Here is a 21,209-nt window from a genome sequence, read left to right as displayed (position 1 = left end):
CCCTGCGATCGCGTGTCCGGTGCCCGAATCACACAGCCAGATCAGTTCCGGCGGTTCCTTCGCTCGCGAGAGCAGTCGATTCCGTTGCGCTCGTAGCTGATTCGTCTGGCCGCTGCGCCAGTTCGGCGCCGATCGGCGTTATGGCGTCAACCGTGGGTTGGGCCGGGCCGATGATCGTTGACGCACCTCGATGCAGGACGGGAGCGGGATGGTTCCAGGTTTTGACCACGGCGGCGATGCGCGCATCCCAGTACCGGCTCCGCGTGCTCCACCGTGTTCCGCATTCCTTCGCGCGCGCGGTGGCGTCGTCGACGAGGGCAGCGACGCGCGCGTGCAATGGTTGCGGTAGGTGCGCCTCGGTGAGGCTGGCGTGCAGGCGTTGCACCGCCGCGGTGTGCTCATCGACGGAGCCGTGCTCGGCCCGCGGCAGGGCGAGCCGATGCAGGCTTTCCACCACTGCGAGTACGGAGGCTTCGGGTTCGACGTGGTGAACCATGCTGTCGGCATGGCGGAAGCGCGCCTCGTCGAGTTCGATATGTGGAAGTGCGATTCCGCCGTCTTCGATCATCGTGACCAGACGTTCCTGGATGGAGTCGACCAACTCTGTCGCCGTGATGGACTGGATCCTGAACTCGTATTCGGCTTTGAAGCGTTCGCCGGCGAACAGCAGCCGCGGCGCGGGCTCGCCCAGCAGCGCCCCGCGCAGGGTGTGCTCGATTTGCTGACGTTCGGCACTGATCAGCCCCTGCCCGGTCCACGCGTATCCGTTCAGCACGCGACCGACATCGGCGAGTTCACCGACCAGCGTGGTTATCCACCGGCGCTCCAGTGGGTCCACGGGGTGATCTGGAGCCGTGCCGAGCGAGCGGGCGTAGTCGTGCAATGTCGCCACCCCCGCGCAGTAGGAGCCGAGCATTCGGTCCAGTTGTGACCGCGCCACATACGACGACCACAGCGGCACCGTGCCGGTGAATGCGTCTATGTCGCGGAGGGTGGATTCGGCGAGGCGGCGGTCGCTGTCGGACAGCACGGCCATCGACTGCCGGAATTCGCGGGATGCCAGGACTTTCGCGGGCGTCGGGGGGTTACTGAAATCGTTCGGGTCCGGGTTGAGGATGCGGCGGATTTGTTCGGCGATCTCGCCTCGTGCCTCGTCGACCGGATCGACTAGCACCGGGCTGTTGGCCGCCAGATCGATTCCATCGCCGTGGCCTGCCAGATAGGCGACGCAGAACGCGATCGCCCATCCAGCTCGGTCGGACACCCCCGCTTCATACAGAGTCCGTGCCATTGCTCTGACGTCATTGGCGTTGCGGGGCACTGTAATCAGCGCCGCGGCGGTGGCCGCGACCGCAGGCGTGGGTGCGGTTCGCTCGAGCATCAACCGGCCCGCCCGCACCGCATCAGCGGACCGGGCCAGCCGCGCGGTGACCAGCCTCGCGGAATATGTTCCGGTGATGTCGAATTCGTGGTCTCGTTCGATGCGGACACGGTCGGTGTCGATGATCAGGCCGTACTCGTGGTGGAAGTGTTCTACCAGCACCGGCACCGCGCAGTTCGCGGTGGCCGATTCCGCGCGCCAGGCGATCGCGCAGGTGAGAAGGTGTGCCAGGGCCAGCGGGGAGTCGGCCAGGTCGATGCCTGCCAGCTCGTAGTCGGCCTGGTCGCGGTCGGTGTCGGTCGGTGGTGTGGCCGCGTAGCGTGCGGTGAGTAGACAGGCACGTTCGAGGGCGATCCCCGCCAACAGATAACCGAAGTGTTGATGATCCGACTCTATTTCGACGTTCCAGGTGAACGGCGACCTTCCAGGTGGCGCGGCGGCTCCGCGCAGATCCGACAGCAACGGTGTTCGGTCCTCGTAGCTCGCGTGGCTCAACGTCATCTCCTGTTCGAGGGGTTCGCATCCTCAACGCAATGCGCGGGCGCCATTGGCGGCGAATACGGCTGTGCCGCCGCGGTTTTTCATGGCTCAGTGCGCGAGGGGTCATTCGGGGCCCAGATCGGTGCCGGTTGTCACTGCGGGGCCGGTGTCGAGCGGTGGATCAAGATCGGTGGTCGCTGCCGGGGACGACCGTTGGTCGGTGAGGCCGGCGGCGTCGAGGGTGTCGCGGATCTGCTGATCCCGAGACGGCGGAGTGGGTTCCTCGGGATCGCGGCGCGCGTCGTCGGCTGCAACGACCAGTTGTTCGGCCAGCTCCTGTTCGGGCGGTACCGGTCCGGTGTCCCCGTCGGCGAAGGCGCCAGTGTTGGTGTTGGCGTCGTTGGCTGCTGCGTGGACGAACTCGACTAGGTCCCCGGGGCTGACACCGTCCTCGGCGGCCCGTTCGGCGAAGTCGGCCGCGTTCTGGCGCTCACGATCGCCCCATTCGCGTGTGCTGTAGGCGGCGGCGAACGCAGACGCGGTGCGCATACCGGCGGCCGCGGCGCTATCGCTGCGGGCCAGCTGTTCGCTCAGGCCCCACCGGCGGCTCCGGTTGTACATCCGCTGGTAGATCTCGGCCATTTCGGCGTTGTGTTTGGCTTCGCCCCACCCCAGCCGGGCCGTGGCGGCGGCCATCCTCTGATCGTGTTCGGCATCGTCGCGGCCGATACGCCGTCTCGTTTCTCGATTTCGCCGTCGCAGGTCGCGCTGGTTGATCCGCGTCTGGCCCTGGGCCGTGTCGACCTTCGCATCGGCGATTCTCTTGTCGTTGTCGATGCTGGCTTGGATCTGTTCGAGCCGTTTGGCGTCGATCTCGGCTTTGCGGCCGTTCTCGGCGTCGGCGTTCTCGACTCGGTTGACGATTTCGATACCGCGCGCCTGGTCCAGCAGAACCTTCCTCACGCCTTCGGCGACCGTATTGTTGATCTCGGCCCGGCCCTTTTCTATGTTCAGGTCGTGGCGTTCGCTCTGGAATTGTCGTTTGTCATCCTCGACCCGCAGCCGCCGTTGATGAATTTCTTCGTCACGGCGCTGGCGGGCAATGAATGTGGCGACGTCGCGGCCTTCGCGGCCGCTGGCGTTGAGGATCGTGGCCAGTGACGTGGCACCCTGCATCGCTGCGAGCATCGCCGTTCTGATGTCGCCACGCGCGTCGTCGATTCCACTCATGTCGCCCTGTCGATTTCAGGAATGTGTTGAAATGAACCGTGGCCTGGTGCCCGGCTACTTCCCGTCGTGGGAGCTTCGAAGACTTCTTCGGGGAACGGTCGCAGGGGGACTGACATGGCTGTTCCCCGAAGAAGCCTCAATTGCGATGAGGCGGCGCCGATCGTACTGCGCTACCTCACTCGGTCGGCGAACTGTGCGAGCGTGCAACAGGTTTCGTGTTGCATCGTTATTCGCCGACGACTCCATTACACGTGTGCCTGCCAGTCTGCGCCAGTAGTTGGTTTCATGCTGTTTGTATGAATGCCGACTGTCTGAGATCTACGTATTCTGCTCCGGCGCATGGGGTTTGCGTATTCCGAGGAAGTGACGGATGGTGATATCAGTGTCAATTCGCCCGGTCTGGACTTCGATGCTCGATGTTGTTCCGGTGGCGAGATCGCGGACCAGCATGGGGTCATCGACCCGGCGCCCTGCGGCGATCTGTGTGTCAGTGGTCCATAGCCGGTAGAAGTCATCGTCGCGTTCCAGGTAACGAAGCAGGCGCCACGTCGCCGTGCAGGACCGGTAACGCGCCAGATCCGCTTTGAGGAACCGAACCAGCACCATCGCTTCGTGTTCCCAGTCGGCCAGCACTTGCCGCGCGATCGGGTCGAAGAACCATTGCGCCCCCACGGGCGCGTCGGCCAAGCCGGGGTAGGTGCTGCGGAAACAGTTGTTGGCGCCCAGCACATTCCATGACAAATCGACGTAGGCAGCGATCAGGCCGACCGAGTCCAGGTCGTCGAGTCGGTGTTGCAACGCCGGGGTCTGGTCGAATGTCGCCTGGATCCGTTCTGGGTCGAACTCCAGCGGCGGTGCGTGCAAGGCTTGCACGTAGGCGCGCTGAGCGTCGTCGAACTCGTATAGGTCGGCCAGTAACCCGACAATTTCGGGGCCTGGCATGCGTACCTCGCTTTCGATCGAATACAGGTATGCCGCGGACATCGGCGCTCCGTTGGTCGCTCCTTCCCGTGACAGTCCCCTAGCCTCTCGCTCCGCACGCAGATAACCGCCCAAACTGGGCACGCTCAGCCCCGCGCGCACTGCCCCCGCACGCCGACCGTCCTTAGTGACACTGTTCATGACGTCCTCTCTCCTCCCCCGGCCAGGCGCGCTGTCGGCGGCTCCCGGAACGAGATGATCTGTTTCCTCGCTGTGGTCGGCTCGCGATCCGGCAGCCAGTTGTCCGGGTCAGCGGACGGCGAGTCGGCTGACACGCCACCCTCCGGTGCTCTCGTCGCGGCCGGCGACCATGTACAGAACGATCGGATCGCTTGTCGTCCCGGCGAGCCCGGCGGGGGTGGAGTGCACGGTCTGGGTGACGGTCACGACCCGCGGGTGTGTGGTGGCGGTGTCGGGGGGATGGTCGTCCCTGCCGACCGTGGCTTCCGCAGTGAGTACGGCGCGGTCCGTGCGCCACCGCTGCCACGTTGCGCCGGTGATCCGCGCGAACCCGGTGGTCGACGCGCCGACACGCTGTTGGCACGACCGACTCAGCAGTGGCCGTGCCCGGTCGAACGCTTGCGCGGCATTGGCGTCGATCACCGGCGCGTAGGAGTAGAGCACCCCCGCGGCCGCGATCAGCACCGCGTCGGGATCACCGGAGTCGATCTCGCTCGCCGTCCACGACAGCCCCCCGGTCGCGGTCACCGTGGGCGACCTCACCACGACCGACACCCCTACCCGATCCGGGCGCCCCTGCGGCGCCGATGGCGCGGGTCGCCCACAACCGGCCACGACGGTCCCCACCGACAACACGGTCGCTGCCGCGATCAGCCTGCGGGCACTGGACCGACCACGCACCGCGCGGGAGCGGCAACACCATGCGTCGGGAGCTACGGCGGCTGCGCGAATTTCACTGTTACGCAATCGAAGCCAATAATGTGAAGTGCCGCGATCGGTCATGGACTCTTAAGCCTCCGAGGGTGTCGGTTTCGGGCCGATCCTGCGGACCACCATTGGTTCGGTGGTCCAGAGCGGCGCCAGCTGGACAGGGACGCCGAAGTCCGGCGCGTGCACAACCATGTCGACGGGCTCGGCTCCGGCACGCGGCGCGAGTTGGCCGACGTAGATGGCGACGTGGTGAGGCACTCCGGCCCCGAAGAAGATCAGATCCCCGGGTTGCTTCTCGTTGATGTTCACGGTGACGCCACGGGAGTCTGCGACCTGAGAGCCGGTGGTGTGGCTGAGGGTGATCGTGCCGTGCGAGGCCGCGAACACCGCGTTCAGTGTCAGCCCGGAGCAGTCGAAACCCGGTTCGGCAGCGCCATCGAGACCGGTGGTCGGGCCCGCAGTGTCGCCGCCGCCCCACACATACGGCAGCCCGATCCATCGCTCGGCCGCCGCGACGATCGCCTGCCCGAAATCGCCACCGCCGGAGTGCGACCCGCCGCACCCCATCGTGTCTGTGGAGCCGGCCGGGCGGGCGGGGCCGCTGGCGAGCTGTGGCAGTCGTGAGCCAGCTCCGCGCAGGGCCATGTACAGGGCCTCGGCCTCGCGGCGGTGGGTGCCGTACTGGTCGGGGAAGTCCGACACTTCCACGGTCTGTGCGAGTTCGCCGGGATCCATCGACGCGGCACCGTCGACCTTGTCGGCTTGGTTGTAGAACCAGTTGGCTTGGTAGGCAGGGTTCATCAACTGGTCGATCCCTGCGCCGCCCCAGACACTCGCGCGCATCTGCCACGGACCCACCGAGTCGTGGTCGCCGCCGACACCGTCGTGTGCGTACCCGGACGAGCCCTCGACCGCATCGTTGCTGAGGTTGCGCAGCGAGCTTTCTTGCATCGCCGCCATCAATGCGGCAACGATGACATTCGGTGCCGCGCCGTGCTGTTCGCCGACCGCCACAGCGACCTGCGCGATCTGCAACTGCTGCGGGCTGTAACCGTCCACGTGCGCGCTGTCGGCCGAGGCCAGCGCCCCGCTCAAAGCACCCGACACGCAGCCGGTTTGCGAGTCGTCGGAGCCGATGATGACGACGAGCAGCATCGGTAACGCGAACAGCGAAACCACAGCCACAACCCACCACCGCGATGCCATCGCTATCGCCGCCGCACTCCGAGCATTGGCATCCATCCCCCGCTACGGCGTCGTCCTGCGCACGCCATCATCAGGCGGTGCGGCGGCACACGATTTGCATAGGGTCTTCTCACGGTTCGCCGCCCCTCATTCGAGTCCGTAGCCGGTGTCCGGTTCCGGCAGCGACGGCGGCCGTGGGTCGCTGTCGGCGTTGCCGGGAGTCGGGATGTCCTCGCCGAAGGCGTCCCGAACGAGCTCAGCGACGTCTGCTCCACCGTGAGGTCCCGGGTGGGAGTCGGGGGTGTGCGGTGGGTCGGGCAGTGCGAGAATGTCGTCTGCGCCGATGATGCGTTCGACGTGTCCGAGTCCGGGTAGTTCGAGCAGTGCCAGGAATTTGCGTTGGGGTTGGCCGGTGTGCAGTCCGCGCGGCACGATCTCGGCGAGGATCCGGGCTTTGAGGATTCCGATGGGTTCTCCGGAGTCTGCGCCGAAGGTGTTGATCCACAGGACGGGTTGTCCCTCGCCCAGCTCGGTGGGTCCGTCGACGATCGCGGCGAACGCGAGATTTGCGCGCGCGAGCGGCGACCGGGCGGATACGATGTCCTCGGCGGTGCCGACGATTTCGGCTGCGGTGACTTCGGTTGCTGCCGCGTGTGTCTCGGCGATCACTCGGAAGTGGTTCTGGAGGCTCGCCATCAGGTTCGGCCATCCTTTATGCCGCTGGTGTGGCCTTCGCGATCTGTCGAGGTCCGGAAATGAAACCGTGTGTTGGTCTCGTGGACGTGTTTGTCGATTTCGGTTGCGCTGAGTTCGACGCTGAATGGGATTCCGGGGCGGCGGTCTTCGCCGATTTTGAGCAGGAACTTTCCCGTTCCCGGGGGTGCGGGGCGTGGTTGTCCCGGGGGCAGGGGTTCGCCTGTGAGGGCTTGGGGTGCCGACCAACTGGTCACCATGGCCTTTTCGGAGGCGGTGAACGGGACGATGCTGTCGAGGCGTTCGACCTCGTCGGCCGGTAGAGCGCCGAAGACTTTCGCTCGCGCGCGTTCAAGGAAGCCGAGAGCGCGGTTGACCGCGGCGGCGCTCGACAGGGCCTGGAGGTCTTTGATGGTGTGGCTGATCATGATCAGGGCGGTGGCCAGGCCGCGTTGCAGACGGGTGAGCTCGTCGACGCGTTCGATCATGAAGTCGCCCAAGGCCAGAACCTGCCACAGTTCGTCCATGACGACCTGGAAATAGCGCTGGTCTGCCAGCCCGGCGTCGGTGAGGGTGTTGAGGGCTTCGATCGCGGAGAACCCGGCAGCCCAGCAGGCCAGCATCGCAGCGGCTTTGAGTTTGCGGTCGCCGGTGGGGATGTTGGAGACGTCGATGCACACGGCGACGGAGTCGAAGTCGATCGCGGTGCTGGTGTGGCCGTTGAACACTTCCCCGAACGGGCCGTTGGTCAACCGGCGCAACGATTGCCGCAGGGGAACGATGGTGGCGCGGTAGGCGTCTTCGGTGTCGGCGGCGGCGTCCAAGCGCAGTTCCTCGCTGCCGGTGACGATGACCTCGAGCAGGTCGGTCAGGATCGGCGGCCGGTCGATCGCGAATCCGCGTCCGCCCTGGGGTTCTGGTGTGTAGAGCTGCCGCAGGGCGGTGGCGATGAGGGCTTCTTCGTAGTCGGCGACCGGGTGACCGCGCACGAGTTCGATCAGTCCGGCGACCAGGGCGATCTGGCGGGCCTGTAGTTCCTGGGTGATGTTGCGGGCGCGCTCGTGCAGCCCGGCGCGGGTCAGTGTGGTCAGGACCTGCCCCATGACACCGTTGTCGAGGGGGTTGAGGCAGCCGTGGCCGTAGCCGATGTCGATGATCTGTCCCCCGGCCAGTTCCACCAGCGGCCGGTAGTCGGGTTTGACGTCGGCCAGGATGAGCGGGGTGACGCCTTGTGCGATCCCGCCGAGCACGATCCGGCGCACGAGTGTCGATTTGCCGAATCCGTTGAGTCCCAGCACGAACAGGCTGGGTGCGGTGAGGAAGCTGCCGCGGGTGAACCAGTTCATCGGGTCGAAGCACACTGGTGCGCCGGTGCGTAGGTGCGGGCCGAGTGGGGTGCCGATCAGCGGGGCGCCGGCGCCGACGGTCCAGGGCCACAGGCCGGCGATCTGGGCGGTGGTCGCCCGCCATTCCGGTGGGCGGGCGATGGCCGACATGCGGCCTCCGTTGCGTCCGGCGTACCCGTTGGTGGTCAACGTCAGTGTCGGGCGGTCGAACTGCTCACCGGCGGCCGCGGAGATGAGCAGTTCGCTGTTGCGGCGGCGGGTGTCGTCGCGGCCGAGTAGAAAACGCGCTCGTGCACCGCGCAGCCCGCCCATCGTGCACTGTCGCTCCAGACGCGAGCGCGCGGTGTCATCGAGGACTCGCGGACCGACCTGTCGTGCGCCCTGTTTCGCGTTCACGGCGACATGGGGCCGGGGGCGCTGGGTTGGCGGTGGTGGGGTCTCGGCCATCAGTTGTCCTCCAGGAACGCTGGCGCGGTGGCGTGTTCGGGCAGCACGACTCCGACTCCGAGACCGGCGGCGAACGCGGCGGCCTGGAAGCCGTAGCAGCGGGTGATCTGCACGCGTGCCTGGCTGGACAGGTCCTGGACGACAGCGTTGATGCGCGGGAGGTCGTGTCCGCGCGGCGCGGTGATGGTCACCAGCATCCCGTAGCGGGTCAGGCCGTGGCCGAGGACTTGTTCCTCCCGGGCCCTCCCGGCCGATTGCGCGCGGATGCCGGCCGACGCCGAGACGAGTCCACCGCGTGTGTTCTGGGCGGCGACAATGGAATTGCGGTAGTCGTTGTCGACGATGTCGGCGGCCTCGGCGGCGGCGTGGGGCCGGTAGATGATCGTGACCCGCTTTCTCGGGACCTCGAGATTCGGTTCCAGCAGTGGTTGCAGAATCCGTTCGGTGAACGTGCCTTTCGGCGCTTCTCCCATCTCCCACGTGACGCTGTTCGCGCCGCAGTGCAGCAACCGGTCCCAGTACTCGCGGTGGCTGACCGGGCCGGCGTCGTTCCAGCCCAGCCCGTGCCCTTCCCCGGTTGCTGTCGCTGCCTCCAGGCCGCCTTGCGTGGCGGGGTCATAGCTGCGCCGGACGAAGCCGATGACCTCGGCGGCGGTCATGGGCCTGGCTCGCAGCCCCGCGTCGGCCAGAGCGTCGACGATGCCGGGCAGGCGGCGCCCGATTTCGAGGGCCTGCTCGGCGGGGATGTTGCGTCGCTCCGGAGTGGTGGCTTCGAAGGTGATCGCGAGGCGGGCGTCGAGTTGCACGCGCTGGCGGGCCAGTTGCGAGCCCAGCTCCCACATCACCTGCTGCGCGATCTCGGGTGCGTCGGGGCGGGTGATGGTCGATACCTCGCTCATCAGGCGGTTTCCGGTCTCGGGGATGGTGTCGATGACCGCGGCGATGGTGGTGATGTCGTGTTTGCCGCCGTAGACGGCCAGGAAGCTCCCCCACCCGGCGACCCAGTGGTCGACCAAGTCCTGATCGACGGCTTCGCTGCCTTGGGGCCAGGTCTTGAGAATGACGGTGTAGCCGGAGGTTTTGGGCATGTGGACCATGGCGAACCAGTGCCCGTCCGGTGTCCTGCCCTCGTGCAGGCGGGTCGGGGCCAGCACACCGGGCAGCTGCTGGGTGCCGCCGGGGATCGTGGAGAAACTGCCGGAGCGGTAGGTATGCTCGCCGCGGCGGCCGCCGCGCCACCACTGCCACAACAGGATCGCCCGGACCCAGCCGGTACGTCCCCCGCTGGTGAACACCAGCGGCCCGGCCGCAATGGCCCCGGCGACGAGAACGATTGCGGCGACACGGAATCCGAACAGCGCTTGGGCCAGCACGACGGCTATCACCACGGCGCCGACGGTGAGCATCGCCACCCAGCTCAGCCCGAAAAGGCCCTCGTTACGCGGACGCGATCCGGCGCTGTAGGGGTGTTCAGTGATGGCGGCCGTGGTAGTCATGCGATCACCTCGAAGTACGAATAGTGTTTCAACACAGCATTTTTGGACTCTCAGTAGTCGATCTGTTGGTTGCCCAGATGGGGGTTGGGGTCGACCCAGCCGGGCTCGCTGCCGGGTCGGCGGGTTCCGGTGGCGGTGTCGTTGCCGGTGCGTTCGACCGAGCGGCCCATGCTGGTCGGTGTGGATGACCGCACGGTCCCGCCTCCCGGCCGGTGTGATCCAGGCCCGCCCGGCCGTCGTGGTGGCGGCCCGCTCGGTCCAGGCGGTGGGCCTGCGCCGATCCCTCGCGGCGGCGGCGACGGAGGCAACATGGGCCGACCTGCCCCAGTACTGGTGGGCCCGGGCGGCGGCGCCGCTCCTAGACCGGCGGTGGCGGCCGCCGCACTGCCGCCGCCGCGCGCCATCAGCGCCTTGCCGCCGGTCACGGCGATCGCGGCGGCACCGGCGACAATGCCGGTGGCCACCGCGCCGCTGCCGCCCGATCCGATCACCGACAGCCCCGGGGCGACGAGGCGGACCAGGGCAGGCAGGACGCCGACGGCACTGCACAACAACACGATCCCGATCAGTGACCGGGCGGCCGCATCAGCACTGCCAGCGTTGCCCGCGGATTCGGAGTTGGCCTGATCGGCGCTGACAAACGCGATCATGTAGATCAGCGACGCGACCGGTTTGAACAACAGAAACGCGACGATCCAGCCCCCGAGCCGCGCGAAACTCTGCCGGCCCGCCGCCGTGCCGGAGGCGGCCGCGGTCAGGGGGAACATCCCGACCGCCACGACGAGAAAGGCTTGGCGGATCACTGTGAGTGCGGCCATCGAGATCGCGCCCAGCAGCCCGACCAGCGTCACCACGAACACCAGACCGGGCGAGAGCAGCCCGGCGCTGTTGCGGTAGGACTTCACCAGCAGCTCGGCCGCGCCGCCGCTGTTGGGACCGACCGTGTCGTCGAGCAGCCATTCGCTGAACCTGTCGGTGATACGGGCCCCGGCGAGAATGGCACCACCGGCGATCCAGGTCGCGATCACCGATCGGGCCAGCGTGCGGAAGGTCTCTTCGGCGTGCTCGGCAGCGAGGTGCTTGCGGGCGACACCGATCCGCAGCGCCGAGACCGCGATCGAGATGGCCAGCATCCACACCTGCAACACCCGGGTGTAGGAGTCGATGCGCTGCCACAGGGTCGTGCTGTCGAGCAGCTTGTCGTTGGGCAGCCGTGCCCACATCGTCATCGTGGCACCGACCATCTGCCCGAGCCCGTCGAGCATGCTGTCCACGATCTGGCCGAATGTCGAGTCCCACGCCTTCGAGCGCACCGCGTCGGCGGCTTGACCCGGATGGGTGGCGGCGTTGCCCGCCTTGCACATTGCCGACAGCACGTCGCCGTCGAACCCGCCAACCATCGGAAGTTTCAACAGCAGGTCGTGCAGCTGGTCGCACGTGCCGTCGAATCCGTACGTCGTGGACGTGCCCGGATCGCCCGGCGTCGCGGGTGCTCCGGAACCTGGTGGCGACGGTGTCGGGGCCTGGCCCGCGGCGAGTGTGGCCGAGCCCAGGGTCAGCCCGGCAGCCAGGATCAGCAGTGCGGCCGCGTGCCGCAGGCTCACCATGTCGTCCACCCAGCCAGGTCGTGGACTGTGCGGGTCGGCAGCTGGGCGCCGGTGCCGCGGACCCGCCAGTCGCCGTGGTGCCAGACCATCGGCACCGCGACCGTCGACCAGCCCGGCCGGTCGCCGTCGGGTGCGGCTCGTGCTGCCAAGGAGATGACCGCGTAGTCGTCGGTGTAGGAGTCGACGCGGAAGGCATCCACGGCCAGCATCCACCGGGTGTAAGCCTCGTCGAGCTGAGCGGGTAGTCGTCCTTGCGCGGCCGCGGCGTCGAATTGTCGTCGGTCGGCGTCGGTGAGGATGGCACGCCGGTCGCGCAACACCGAATCGGCTGGGCGAGCGGCGATTTCGTAAACGGTGTAGGCGGCGGCCAGTGCCGCGCCTTGCGGAGTGTGGGCGTATCCGGCGGCCACGCCCGCATCGATGCGGGTCGGTCCGTCCGAACTCGACATGGGCACGACGGCGCCGTGAATGCGCTGCCAGCCCCCCGGCGCGCACGCGGTCGTGCCTATACGCCGGTCGCACAGCCCGGCCGGGGCGGCGGTCAGCCAGTCCGGGTCGGTCGGCTTCTTCTGTGTCTCCGGTCGCTGGGCGAGAATCGCTCCCGCCGGGTCGATCGGGATGTCGACCCGGCGCCCGAAAATGTCGGCTTCGGGAACCCCGAGACCGGGAACTGAACCAGGAGCCGCGGTCGCGGTGGGCGAAGGTGGCAGGGGCGGCGTGGTGAGTGCGGGGGTAGCGGGATGGTCGTGGTGGCGCGTGAGGGCGAAGGTGATCGCTCCGGCGACGATGACGAGGCTCAGGAAAGTCGTGGACAGGATCCAGCCGGCGCGCAGGTGTTGTTCGGCGCGCGGTGCACTGGTCGCGGTGTCGGCGGTGTGGCGTCGGTAAGTCATTGCGGTGGCTCCAATCTCACGGCGGCGTCGATGCGGTCGGCGGATCGCACGGTCGGCGCGGTCGAGGACACGGCGGGCACGGCCAGCAGCCAGTCGCTGTGCCACACGACCTCGGCGGTGTTGACCGCGATCGACTGGTCGGGGAAGGAGGTGTAGATCTCGACCCGGGTGCGGTCGGGGCTCCAGCGGGTGATCGTGTAGCCGCGGATGCGGGGCGCGGTTGCCGGGTCGGCGGGCGAGTTCACGCTCAGCAGGCTGTGGGAGGTCACGAGGGCGTCTTTGTCTTCGGGTGCCAGCTCGGCGCGGGCGATCGCGGGCCAGGTGGACGAGGGCGCGATCGACATGTGCACCGTGTGCACGATCGCCGCCAGAGCCGCACCGGCGGGTGTGCGGCTGAAACCGGTAGCGGCGTCACGGTTTTCGCGAGGCCCGTCCACGCCGGCGGGAAGCTCGACTCCGTGGTAGTCGCTCCAGACGACACCGGCTGGTTCGGCTTTCAGGTCGACCGGAGGTGGCGTTGTGACCGTCCTCGGCTGGTGCTGACTGCACCCGGCTATGGCCGCCACGATCACCGCGGCCACCGATAATGCGCGGAATATGTTCACGGTCAGCGCCTTTCGTGATCGCCGGAGGGGTTATCGGTGTGGGTCGACGAGCAGGCTGGCCGCCAGCGGGACTGCGGTGGCGGCCATCGACCAGGCGAGAAGGGCGCGCACGATGTCGCCGGGTGCGTCGGGCGGCCCGGGCGGGGGCCGGAAGTGTTCCCATCCGGCCTTGCCGGAGATGACGAGAATCCGTGCGATCAAACCGACTTCGATGAGCCACAGCAGGTAGCGAAACCACCGTTGCAGCTCGGCGGTCACTTCCGGTGGGAGCGGTTTGTACCCGGGTGTCGGGGCGGCGGCCAGCACGGTGAGCGTCGATGCGATCGCGCTCATTTGGGGATCACCGCGTTCATCAGAGTGCCCGCGGTGGTGGCGATCATCCCCCCGACCAGAGCGCCGAGGACCATTTTCGGGGATTCGAGGACGCCGCCGTACCACTTCTCCCAGGCGAACTTGCCACCGGCGAAGGTGATGGCACCGACTCCGGCCAGCAGGACCAGCCAGGTCAGATAGCGCATCAGCGTGACCAAACCGTCCGCGTTGGGCGGCTTTTCGGGCTTGTAGTTCTCCACCTGGGCGATGACAGCGACGGTGGCGAGGTGGTCGCCGGCGGACAGGAGCCAGCTCATGGTGTTCCTCCGATCGCGGAAGGGCCCGCACAGTCGAGTTCGCCGATCACCGTGATCAGTGCGCGTCCCAGCGCAGTGACGTCCGCGGGGGCGGTGGCCAGCTCGTCTCGATGCCCGGGTGCGGTGGGGTCGGTGGGATCCCAGACCGGCAGCATGTCGTGGGTAGTGGTCATCCATGCCTCGTGCCAGCCGATACGCCACACGTGCGGCACCAATGCCGCATACAGTTGGCGGTCGCGGCGGATCGCGGCCGGGACGCGACCGGGACGCGCGGCCACGGTGACCAGGCCGACCACCGCGCTGGCTCCCGCCAGCCCGGCGTGGTGCTGGCGCAGCAAGGCATCGGCGGCCGCCAGCCCGATCGCGGTCTCGCGGGCCACCACCGCGACATACGGCGACTCCCCCGGTCGTGGTGCAGGCCATCGACGCCAGCAGTCCGCGGCCGGTGCCAGCACCCTCGCCAGGGTGGTGACACCGGCGCCGCCGTGGGCGCCCAGCAGCCACACCAGCGGCGCGCGTCGTTCGTTTCTGGTGATGGGGGGCAACGGAATTACCGTGTCCCAGACCGGGGCACGCTGCGCGAGTGGCGGGGCGATCACGCCACGACCACCACCGCGGTGCGCCGGGGTGCGGCGAGTGCGCTCCGGTGGTGTGCCCAGGACTGCGGTCATGCCGGTGTCACCGCCGCGACCAGGGTGCGGTTCTCGCGCACCGTCGTGGTGATCAGCTGGTGCAGCACCACGGTCGAGCCGGCTGGGCGGTGCTCGGTGATCGTCACCGCCCACCGCTCGGGTCCCGCCGCCGCGATCTGGACACAGTGGGTGGTGCCGACCGGGATGTCGTCGATACCGGACTGGATCTCGGCATCGGTGCCGAAAGGCCCGTCGGCTACCAGCACTGTCCGCACCGCCGCTGCGGTCCGCTCCACGTAATAGCCGTGCTCGAGCGCCAGCACCACCTCCGGCCCGGACCGTGTGCTCCCTGCGCCCTGGCCGTCGAACTGCGGCAGCCCCGGAGACGGCGGACAGGCCGACACGGTCGCCATGACGGCCGTCGGGCCGGGCAACGCAGTGACCACCGTCGGCGTGAGGTCCGGTGACCGGAACGGCGCGAAGACGAAGACACCCGCGGCGACCGCCGCGCCAACCGCCCCTGTCGCGAAAATCCAAGTCCACACCCGGTGCCCACCACCATCACGTAGTGGCTCGTCGGCCTCGGGCGAATCCGGTTCGGCCAGTGCGAGTTCGGGTGCCGCGGCGCTCGTGGAGCGGTCTGTGGTCTGCAGCCAGGACCGGTAGTGACCCGGGCGCTCGGGGACGGGCGCGGGGGCTGGTGGGGCGTCGATGTCGAACCAGTCGTCGGGCGCCGGGAGCGGACCGGTCCCGTGGTGATCGTGGCGGTGGACACCGTCGTTGTTGGTCGACACTGAATTTCCCTCCCGTGCTGTCTTTTCCGGGTCACCGAGTCGCTGATGGCGGCGTCGGCGTCGCGGTGGCTGTGTGGGATGTGGTGGCGGCGATGTCGGCGGCTGCCGCGGCGAGCCAGTCGGAGACGAACTGGGTGGCCGTGGCGCCGTCGGTGGACACGGTGTCGGTGGTGTAGCTGGCGCGCCGGTCGAGTTCGTCGCTGTATTTGACCGTGGTGGTGGTGTTGATCAGCTGCGTGTTGTCGGTGATGTTCTGGGTCACCGCGTCGAACGCTTGGCCCACCAGGCGCACGACGGTGGTCGGTGGCACCAGCGCGGGCAGCGCGCCGAGCAGTTTCTGACCGAGGACCAGCAGCGCTGCGGCGGGATCGGCCAGTCCGGCGGCGGCGATTTCGGCGATGTTCTGCGGTGTGATGACCTGGCGGGCCACGGTGACCACCGCGTTCAGGCCGATCGTGCCCACCCGCAGGACCGCGTGCAGTGCGGCAGGGACGTCGATCGGGGTCCTGGGGTCCGAGGCCTCGGCCAGGCGTTGGGAGATCGATTTGCCGGGCTGGTAGGACAAGCTGGCCAGGGAGTTTCCCTGAATGTCGTTGTTGACCACCGCCGTCGCGGTGTTGATCGCGGTGAAGGCCAGTGCCTGGGTGACCGAGGCGAGCGCGCGCAGCGGGTCCCCGCGTGCGTCGTCCGCACTGGCGGCGATATTGGTGACGACCTGCTGGATCGGCACCTGGGTGCTCGTATCGCACGACAGATCCCCCGGCGTACACAGGCTGACCACCCGCCCCGCCAGGGCACCGAAATCCCCGGCCGCTGGTCCGGCGATCCCGCCACCGCGGGCCGGGGCAGTGGTGCTCAACGGCGCGACCCGCCCCACAGCGTCGCCAGTGGTGCCCGCCGCGGGGTCCGGGCGGGCCTGGCCCGGACGCCCGGGCACCGGCGCTGCCCCCACCTGTCGGGAGGGATCACTCAGCAAGGCGACACCGGCGACCCGCTCCGCCGGCACCGCGCCGGTTCCGGCACCGGTTCGATGCGCGAACTGCGCGGCCACGGCCGCGCCTTCGCGATATCCGGCCACCGCCAGCTGCGAGGCCGGGCATCGGGCGAGGAAGTCCGTTGCCAGCCGGTTCAATGTCGCGGTGCTCGCGTCGAGCGCGTGCTCGTACTGGGCTCGTGTTTGCTCGTTGTCGGTGCCTGTCGTGACGGCGTCGAATTCGACGTACGCACGATCGATCCGTCCGGTGGCCTCGCCGGTGACCAGTGGGCGGACGATCTCACCGAGTGTGCCGCTGTCGATCGTCGAATCCGATCCCATCGCGTTTTCTCCCGCGCCCTGCACACCGAGGACATACAGCGCCGGGCACTCACTGTCGCTACCGGTGGGCGCCGCGGCCGATGGCGCGATCACGACCCCACTGATCGCCGTTGAGGCGATCAATGCCACCACCGCCGGCCACACCCACCTGGGGTGCCGACCGCGCCCCGCATGCGCTCGATCGAGGCGGCCGACATGCACAGCGGCACTGTCCCGGTCCGGTTGAGCGGCGAAGGTTTTCATGCCCGAAGCCGCCGTTGTCCATCCGGCCACGCGGAACGGGTGGGGAGGGGCCGGACGGGGGCGCTGGCGAGGGTTGGGCTGCGTTCGCGGCATCGGTGGCTCCGATCAGCTGGCCGGCGCGTCCGGGACGGGCGCAGGTGCGGGCGCGGGGATGCGTAGCTGGGCCAGTACGCCTTCGGCGCAGTGGACGACCGCGGCGGCGGCATCGGTGACCCCGCGTGTGACCGTCGCCACGGCCGCGTTCACACCGTCGACGACCGTCGCGACCGGATCCGGGACCGGCGGCGGGGTGTCGTCGGTCCCGGGCGGAGGCGGCGGCGGGGCGATGTCGATCAGCGGCGGGGGTGTGATCACCGGTCCAGGCTCGGCTTGTGCGCCCAGGACGGCTCCGGCGGCAGCGCCGACGGCGATCCCTGCTGCGGCGGCGGGGACGCCGAGGGCGACGGCGCCGACCGGGCAGCCGACCGAGGCGCCGACCAGCGCACCGGGCAGGGCACCCGCGCCGACTCCGAGCGCGCCGACACCGGCACCGACTGCGGCGCCGACCGCCATCCCGCCCGCACATCCGACAATTCCCGCCGGCACCGCGGTGGCCTCGAAGCCGAGGTATCCGCCCGACACCGTGGCCAAGGTCCGGCGCGTGGACTCCTCGCGCGGAACGCCCACCGAGTCCCAACCGATCGCGATCTCGGTCGAGATGTAGTCGACCCACTTCTGGGCCTTGTCCTGCAGATCTGGATCGATCCAGTCCGGCACCACCACGGGGGTGTTGCCGACCTGCAGGATCCGCGCTGGTGGTGGTGGCGGGACGGCAGGGGCCGCCGGGGGAACGCCGGGATCGGGCTCGGGAGGCGCGGCGGTGTCGTCGCTGTTGCCGTCCTCGAGTTCCGCCGCCGGTGCCGGTTCAGGCGCGGGTGCGATCGCGTATTGGGGGCGTGGCACAGGGCGATCGGGTACCGAGGGGGCCGGCGGGTCGGGCAGGAAGGCAGCCAGCCCGTGATCCTCCTCCGGTGCGGGGGCGGGCTGGCTGGGTGTGGTGACACCGCCCTGGCCGCTGTGTTCCAGGCCGGGTTGCCCTGGGTCGGCGGCGCTGGTCGAGGCGATTGCCATCGCCATCGCGACCGGCAGCGCGCCGACGATTACGGCGCGTCGCAGTCTGCGGTAGAAAGACTCGGTCATCAGGCTTCCCTCGGTCACTGCGCCATCAGGCGGCGCACGGATGTGTCGAGGCGAATCACCCACAGCCACAGTCGAGTTCGATCAGCACAGGCGCACAGCGACGCTGGCCCGCTGGATAAGGGGCAGAGTGATTCGCGGGACCTCAGCACTTGTCCGGCCGAAAGTGGGGACCGAACAACAGTGCCGTGGCGCAACATCCGGGTCCGCAGAGGCAGGAGCCGGGAAACCCCCGTCGAGCAGGGGCGCTGAGTGTAGCGTAGACCGTCGAGCCGTTGGGGCGCAACGACCTTCGGTCGTGTCGGTTTTCAGATGTTGACGCGGCTGCGGTGGTGGCCGAGTCGGACGGATTGGCCCGCCCGCATGGTGCGTGGGGTGCGTGGGACGGCGTTGAAGGCGGCGGCCGGGTCTTGCCGGGTGAGGCGCGCGAATTGGCGTGCGGTGCCGGGCCACGGATTCACCACCCGGCCCGCGGGGGTCCGGTACCAGCTGGGCACATCGGTCCAGACCGTGCGAGCCAGGGCGGCCTCGAGCCGCTTCTGGTAGGTCGCCATCACGTGCGGGTCGACCTCGACGCCGTGCATGCCGGGCTGCTCGCCCAGCTCGATGGCGCGCAGGATGTAGTCGGCTTGACATTCGTGCATGCCCGGGTTAGATCCACTGGCCAGAAACGATCCCGGCCCGGCGATGAGGAACATGTTCGGAAAACGCGGAACAGCCAGGCCGAGGTAGGCGTAGGCGCCGCTTGCCCACACCGTGTGCAGGTCGGCGCCGTCGCGGCCGGTCACCGCGGCGGGCACGAGAAATTCCGTCGCACGAAACCCGGTGGCCCACACGATGATATCTGCGTCGCGATGCCCGTCGGCGGCCTCGATACCGGCCGGGGTGACACGCCGAATCGGCGCGGCTACGAGTTCCACGTTGTCTCGGCCGAGAGCCTGAAACCATCTGTTCGACAACACGATCCGCTTGCCGCCCAGTGGGTAGGCGGGTGTCACGGCGGCGCGCAGCTGCCGGTCGCGGACCCGCAGGCGTAGATATGCGCGCGCCAGAGCCTCCGCGGGGCGCGCGGACCAGCCACGGGTCATCACCGGGGCCAGCACGCTGTCCGCGCCGCGATATAGCGCAGCCCGGTACACATGGTGCAGGATCGGCAGCGCGGTGAGCGCCCACCGGGTTGCGGCGCGGAACCGTTTGGCGGGCCTGGGCAATACCCAGTGCGGTGTGCGTTGATAGACGGTCACGTGCGCTGCGGTGCGGGCGATTTCGGGAACGAGCTGGGTCGCGCTCGAGCCCGTGCCGACGACCGCGACGCGGCGGCCACGCAGGTCGTGGCTGTGGCCCCAGCGCGCGGTGTGGAATGCCGTGCCGCGGAAGGTGTTTCGTCCCTCTATATCGGGCAGGTAGGGGCGGTGGAGTTGTCCGACCGCCCAGACGAGGTAGTCGGCCTCGTAGCGGTCACCGCTGCTGGTGGCCACGGTCCAGCGCCCGGCCTGGTAGGTGGCCCGGGTGACCTCGGCCGATAGGCGAAGGTGCGGCACGAGCTTTTCGCGCTCGGCGACGTCGTGCAGGTAGCCCAGGATGTCGCGCTGCTCCGGATAACGGACCGCCGGATTGCGGTAGGGGGCGAATGAGAAGGAATACAAGTGCGAGGGCACGTCGCACGAGCACCCGGGGTAGTGGTTGTCGCGCCACACTCCCCCGAGATCGGATTCCTTCTCGAGCAATACGAAACTGTCGATTCCGGCCCGCTTGAGCCGTGCTGCCATACCGAGCCCGGAAAAGGCAGCACCGACGATGGCGACCTTGACCTTCTGGACTCTCATGCCGCAACCCCGAGCGTAGACGGCCCGCTCCGCGGTGGGCGCGGAGCCGCCACCGCAGGACATGAAGCCGCCGTGTCGCACAGCGGGCCCGGATCTTGTCCCGGGAGGAGCTGCGTGCAGTGTGCAGGACACGATGCCCGATGCGGTGATGCGGCGGGTGGGAGGCTCGTCATTGTCGGTTACCTTTCCTCTAGGGGTGCGACGAATTGCGTTGCCCAGCAGAATATTTCGCTTTCGGATCAAAGTTTGCGGTGTCATGGCCGCCCGGTGCCTGGGGTGGGGGCGCGGTCGTGTCTGGTGTAGGTGGTGTCGGCGCGGCAGGCATGGGTGACCCGGTGGGTCATCGCGAGCTGGGTGCGTCGTCCGGCGCGCTCGCACCAGCGAGTCGCGCCGGGAATGAGACGCCGTGGATAGTCCAGCGCCGTGATCGCCGCAGCGGCGGTGATCACGATGCCTTGGAATAGTTTTCGATCCGGCAGGCCGAGGTGGTTGGCGTTGCGGGCACCGAGCAGCAGGCGCGCATAGGCGCACAGGAGCTGGGTTGTGGCGGCGCGGCGGATCCGGTGGAGCCGGCTGGTCCCTTGGCCGCTCATCATGGGGCCGATCGCGTCGACGAGAGCGCGGGCCAGGCGGCGCGAATCGGCGTCGGGAGCCCTGAACTCGTAGTCGGCCTGTAGGAAGAACAGCCGCCACAGGTCACGTTCGGTGCTGGGCGTGATCTCCGGGCGCACGCCCATCACGTGAGCAACCCATCGCCACAAGCTGCAGACGGCTTGCCTTTCGCGCGGGCTGATGTGCAGTCCGCACGCCCGCGAACCCGCGAGGTGAGCGAAGCCGAAAAGCATGCTGGTGCCGGCGAGTTGGGAGGCGTTGAGCGGGTGATCCCATGCGTCGTAATCCCAATCTTCTCGGCGTGACATTCCTGCCCGCACCAGCGCGTGCATGAGCCGCACACGAACCGTCGTGGTGAACCCGCACTCGAAGCGGGCCATCCCTCCCGGCGTCGTGACCTCCGTCCACCACGCCAGGGTCTCGGCCAGCCGACGTGGCGCCATCCGTTCCAGCTCGCCCGTACGGACCAGGGGCTTGGTGACGCGGCTGGCCAGATAGCCGCCGCACAGTGCCAACATCGCCAGTGAAGCGATCCCCAACAACCCGGTGCGCCCGATCACGCGGCACGCGAGGTCGATCTCGTCCGGGTCGACCCAGTACGGGATGTCGTCGACCGAAGCGAAGAACTTCACCAACTCGACTGGTGGGTCCTCGAGCGCGTCGATGCCCTCTTCCAGTGCGGTTTCGAACATCCTGCGGCCTTCGCCCGTGGGCAAGCGCGCGAACATATTCGCGACAGCGTCGGCT

General features: G+C 68.5%; 20 protein-coding genes. 1 reads left to right on the top strand and 19 read right to left on the bottom strand.

Annotated elements, in window-relative coordinates:
- Positions 1–28: 28 nt before the first annotated feature.
- The gene (locus tag NA3_RS27860) at positions 29–1,876 is read right to left on the bottom strand and encodes a hypothetical protein (RefSeq protein ID WP_157126600.1); all 1,848 of its coding nucleotides are present in this window, start codon (positions 1,874–1,876) and stop codon (positions 29–31) included.
- Between the two features lie 108 nt (positions 1,877–1,984).
- Entirely contained in the window at positions 1,985–2,557 is a 573-nt protein-coding gene (locus NA3_RS37165) for a hypothetical protein (protein ID WP_128144988.1), read from the bottom strand.
- Positions 2,558–2,566: 9 nt separating this feature from the next.
- Here NA3_RS37165 and NA3_RS37160 point away from each other — a divergent pair, with 9 nt between their 5' ends.
- Positions 2,567–3,022 (top strand): hypothetical protein, encoded by a 456-nt coding sequence (locus tag NA3_RS37160; protein WP_128144989.1) that lies wholly within the window; start codon positions 2,567–2,569, stop codon positions 3,020–3,022.
- Between the two features lie 387 nt (positions 3,023–3,409).
- Here the strand turns inward: NA3_RS37160 and NA3_RS27850 are convergent, their stop codons facing one another.
- From NA3_RS27850 to NA3_RS27770, 17 genes are all read right to left on the bottom strand, one after another.
- Positions 3,410–4,213 carry a helix-turn-helix domain-containing protein gene (locus tag NA3_RS27850; RefSeq protein WP_084491914.1) on the bottom strand — a complete coding sequence of 268 codons (804 nt, stop codon included), beginning with the start codon at positions 4,211–4,213 and terminating at the stop codon, positions 3,410–3,412.
- 108 nt (positions 4,214–4,321) lie between these two features.
- Positions 4,322–4,780, bottom strand: coding sequence for a hypothetical protein (locus NA3_RS27845; RefSeq protein WP_128144990.1), 459 nt, complete (start codon positions 4,778–4,780; stop codon positions 4,322–4,324).
- A 261-nt stretch (positions 4,781–5,041) separates the two neighbouring features.
- Entirely contained in the window at positions 5,042–6,148 is a 1,107-nt protein-coding gene (locus NA3_RS27840; protein ID WP_227995602.1) for a C40 family peptidase, read from the bottom strand.
- Between the two features lie 147 nt (positions 6,149–6,295).
- The gene (locus NA3_RS27835) at positions 6,296–6,844 is read right to left on the bottom strand and encodes a hypothetical protein (protein WP_062966581.1); all 549 of its coding nucleotides are present in this window, start codon (positions 6,842–6,844) and stop codon (positions 6,296–6,298) included.
- Positions 6,844–8,634, bottom strand: coding sequence for a putative type IV secretion/conjugal transfer ATPase (locus tag NA3_RS27830; protein WP_128144991.1), 1,791 nt, complete (start codon positions 8,632–8,634; stop codon positions 6,844–6,846). Before NA3_RS27830 ends, NA3_RS27835 begins: the two co-directional genes overlap by 1 nt.
- Positions 8,634–10,130: an SCO6880 family protein gene (locus NA3_RS27825; protein WP_062966580.1), complete on the bottom strand. Its 1,497-nt coding sequence runs from the start codon at positions 10,128–10,130 to the stop codon at positions 8,634–8,636. The genes NA3_RS27830 and NA3_RS27825 overlap by 1 nt, the downstream gene beginning before the upstream one ends.
- Positions 10,131–10,180: 50 nt before the next feature.
- Complete coding sequence (locus NA3_RS27820) at positions 10,181–11,746, bottom strand: hypothetical protein (RefSeq protein ID WP_062966579.1); 1,566 nt, start codon at positions 11,744–11,746, stop codon at positions 10,181–10,183.
- Positions 11,731–12,630: a DUF8175 domain-containg protein gene (locus NA3_RS27815; RefSeq protein WP_062966578.1), complete on the bottom strand. Its 900-nt coding sequence runs from the start codon at positions 12,628–12,630 to the stop codon at positions 11,731–11,733. Before NA3_RS27815 ends, NA3_RS27820 begins: the two co-directional genes overlap by 16 nt.
- Positions 12,627–13,235 carry a DUF8175 domain-containg protein gene (locus NA3_RS27810; protein WP_062966577.1) on the bottom strand — a complete coding sequence of 203 codons (609 nt, stop codon included), beginning with the start codon at positions 13,233–13,235 and terminating at the stop codon, positions 12,627–12,629. The genes NA3_RS27815 and NA3_RS27810 overlap by 4 nt, the downstream gene beginning before the upstream one ends.
- Positions 13,236–13,265: 30 nt before the next feature.
- Positions 13,266–13,568 carry a hypothetical protein gene (locus NA3_RS27805; RefSeq protein WP_062966576.1) on the bottom strand — a complete coding sequence of 101 codons (303 nt, stop codon included), beginning with the start codon at positions 13,566–13,568 and terminating at the stop codon, positions 13,266–13,268.
- On the bottom strand, positions 13,565–13,864 hold the full coding sequence (locus NA3_RS27800; protein WP_062966575.1) for a hypothetical protein: 300 nt from the start codon (positions 13,862–13,864) through the stop codon (positions 13,565–13,567). Before NA3_RS27800 ends, NA3_RS27805 begins: the two co-directional genes overlap by 4 nt.
- Complete coding sequence (locus NA3_RS27795; protein WP_227995603.1) at positions 13,861–14,535, bottom strand: DUF6668 family protein; 675 nt, start codon at positions 14,533–14,535, stop codon at positions 13,861–13,863. Before NA3_RS27795 ends, NA3_RS27800 begins: the two co-directional genes overlap by 4 nt.
- Positions 14,532–15,290: a DUF8176 domain-containing protein gene (locus NA3_RS27790; protein WP_062966574.1), complete on the bottom strand. Its 759-nt coding sequence runs from the start codon at positions 15,288–15,290 to the stop codon at positions 14,532–14,534. Before NA3_RS27790 ends, NA3_RS27795 begins: the two co-directional genes overlap by 4 nt.
- Before the next feature lie 31 nt (positions 15,291–15,321).
- The gene (locus NA3_RS39105) at positions 15,322–16,698 is read right to left on the bottom strand and encodes a cutinase family protein (protein ID WP_167355050.1); all 1,377 of its coding nucleotides are present in this window, start codon (positions 16,696–16,698) and stop codon (positions 15,322–15,324) included.
- 255 nt (positions 16,699–16,953) lie between these two features.
- Positions 16,954–18,027 carry a hypothetical protein gene (locus tag NA3_RS27780; RefSeq protein WP_128144992.1) on the bottom strand — a complete coding sequence of 358 codons (1,074 nt, stop codon included), beginning with the start codon at positions 18,025–18,027 and terminating at the stop codon, positions 16,954–16,956.
- 305 nt (positions 18,028–18,332) lie between these two features.
- Complete coding sequence (locus tag NA3_RS27775; protein ID WP_062966571.1) at positions 18,333–19,850, bottom strand: flavin-containing monooxygenase; 1,518 nt, start codon at positions 19,848–19,850, stop codon at positions 18,333–18,335.
- Between the two features lie 254 nt (positions 19,851–20,104).
- Positions 20,105–21,154: an oxygenase MpaB family protein gene (locus NA3_RS27770; RefSeq protein WP_167355049.1), complete on the bottom strand. Its 1,050-nt coding sequence runs from the start codon at positions 21,152–21,154 to the stop codon at positions 20,105–20,107.
- Between the last annotated feature and the right edge of the window lie 55 nt (positions 21,155–21,209).

Source organism: Nocardia africana NBRC 100379, from assembly GCF_001612635.1.
GTDB lineage: Bacteria > Actinomycetota > Actinomycetes > Mycobacteriales > Mycobacteriaceae > Nocardia > Nocardia africana.
Note: the sequence above shows the minus strand (reverse complement) of the source record. Positions and strands in the feature narration are given on the sequence as shown.

What these genes read in the sequence shown, in the direction of transcription:
- NA3_RS37165 (WP_128144988.1), bottom strand. Translation starts at nt 2,557, where the DNA reads ATGGCCGCCGCCACGGCCCGGCTGGGGTGGGGCGAAGCCAAACACAAC.
- NA3_RS27850 (WP_084491914.1), bottom strand. Translation starts at nt 4,213, where the DNA reads ATGAACAGTGTCACTAAGGACGGTCGGCGTGCGGGGGCAGTGCGCGCG.
- NA3_RS27835 (WP_062966581.1), bottom strand. Translation starts at nt 6,844, where the DNA reads ATGGCGAGCCTCCAGAACCACTTCCGAGTGATCGCCGAGACACACGCG.
- NA3_RS27830 (WP_128144991.1), bottom strand. Translation starts at nt 8,634, where the DNA reads ATGGCCGAGACCCCACCACCGCCAACCCAGCGCCCCCGGCCCCATGTC.
- NA3_RS27825 (WP_062966580.1), bottom strand. Translation starts at nt 10,130, where the DNA reads ATGACTACCACGGCCGCCATCACTGAACACCCCTACAGCGCCGGATCG.
- NA3_RS27815 (WP_062966578.1), bottom strand. Translation starts at nt 12,630, where the DNA reads ATGACTTACCGACGCCACACCGCCGACACCGCGACCAGTGCACCGCGC.
- NA3_RS27805 (WP_062966576.1), bottom strand. Translation starts at nt 13,568, where the DNA reads ATGAGCGCGATCGCATCGACGCTCACCGTGCTGGCCGCCGCCCCGACA.
- NA3_RS27800 (WP_062966575.1), bottom strand. Translation starts at nt 13,864, where the DNA reads ATGAGCTGGCTCCTGTCCGCCGGCGACCACCTCGCCACCGTCGCTGTC.
- NA3_RS27795 (WP_227995603.1), bottom strand. Translation starts at nt 14,535, where the DNA reads ATGACCGCAGTCCTGGGCACACCACCGGAGCGCACTCGCCGCACCCCG.
- NA3_RS27780 (WP_128144992.1), bottom strand. Translation starts at nt 18,027, where the DNA reads ATGACCGAGTCTTTCTACCGCAGACTGCGACGCGCCGTAATCGTCGGC.
- NA3_RS27775 (WP_062966571.1), bottom strand. Translation starts at nt 19,850, where the DNA reads ATGAGAGTCCAGAAGGTCAAGGTCGCCATCGTCGGTGCTGCCTTTTCC.
- NA3_RS27770 (WP_167355049.1), bottom strand. Translation starts at nt 21,154, where the DNA reads ATGTTCGAAACCGCACTGGAAGAGGGCATCGACGCGCTCGAGGACCCA.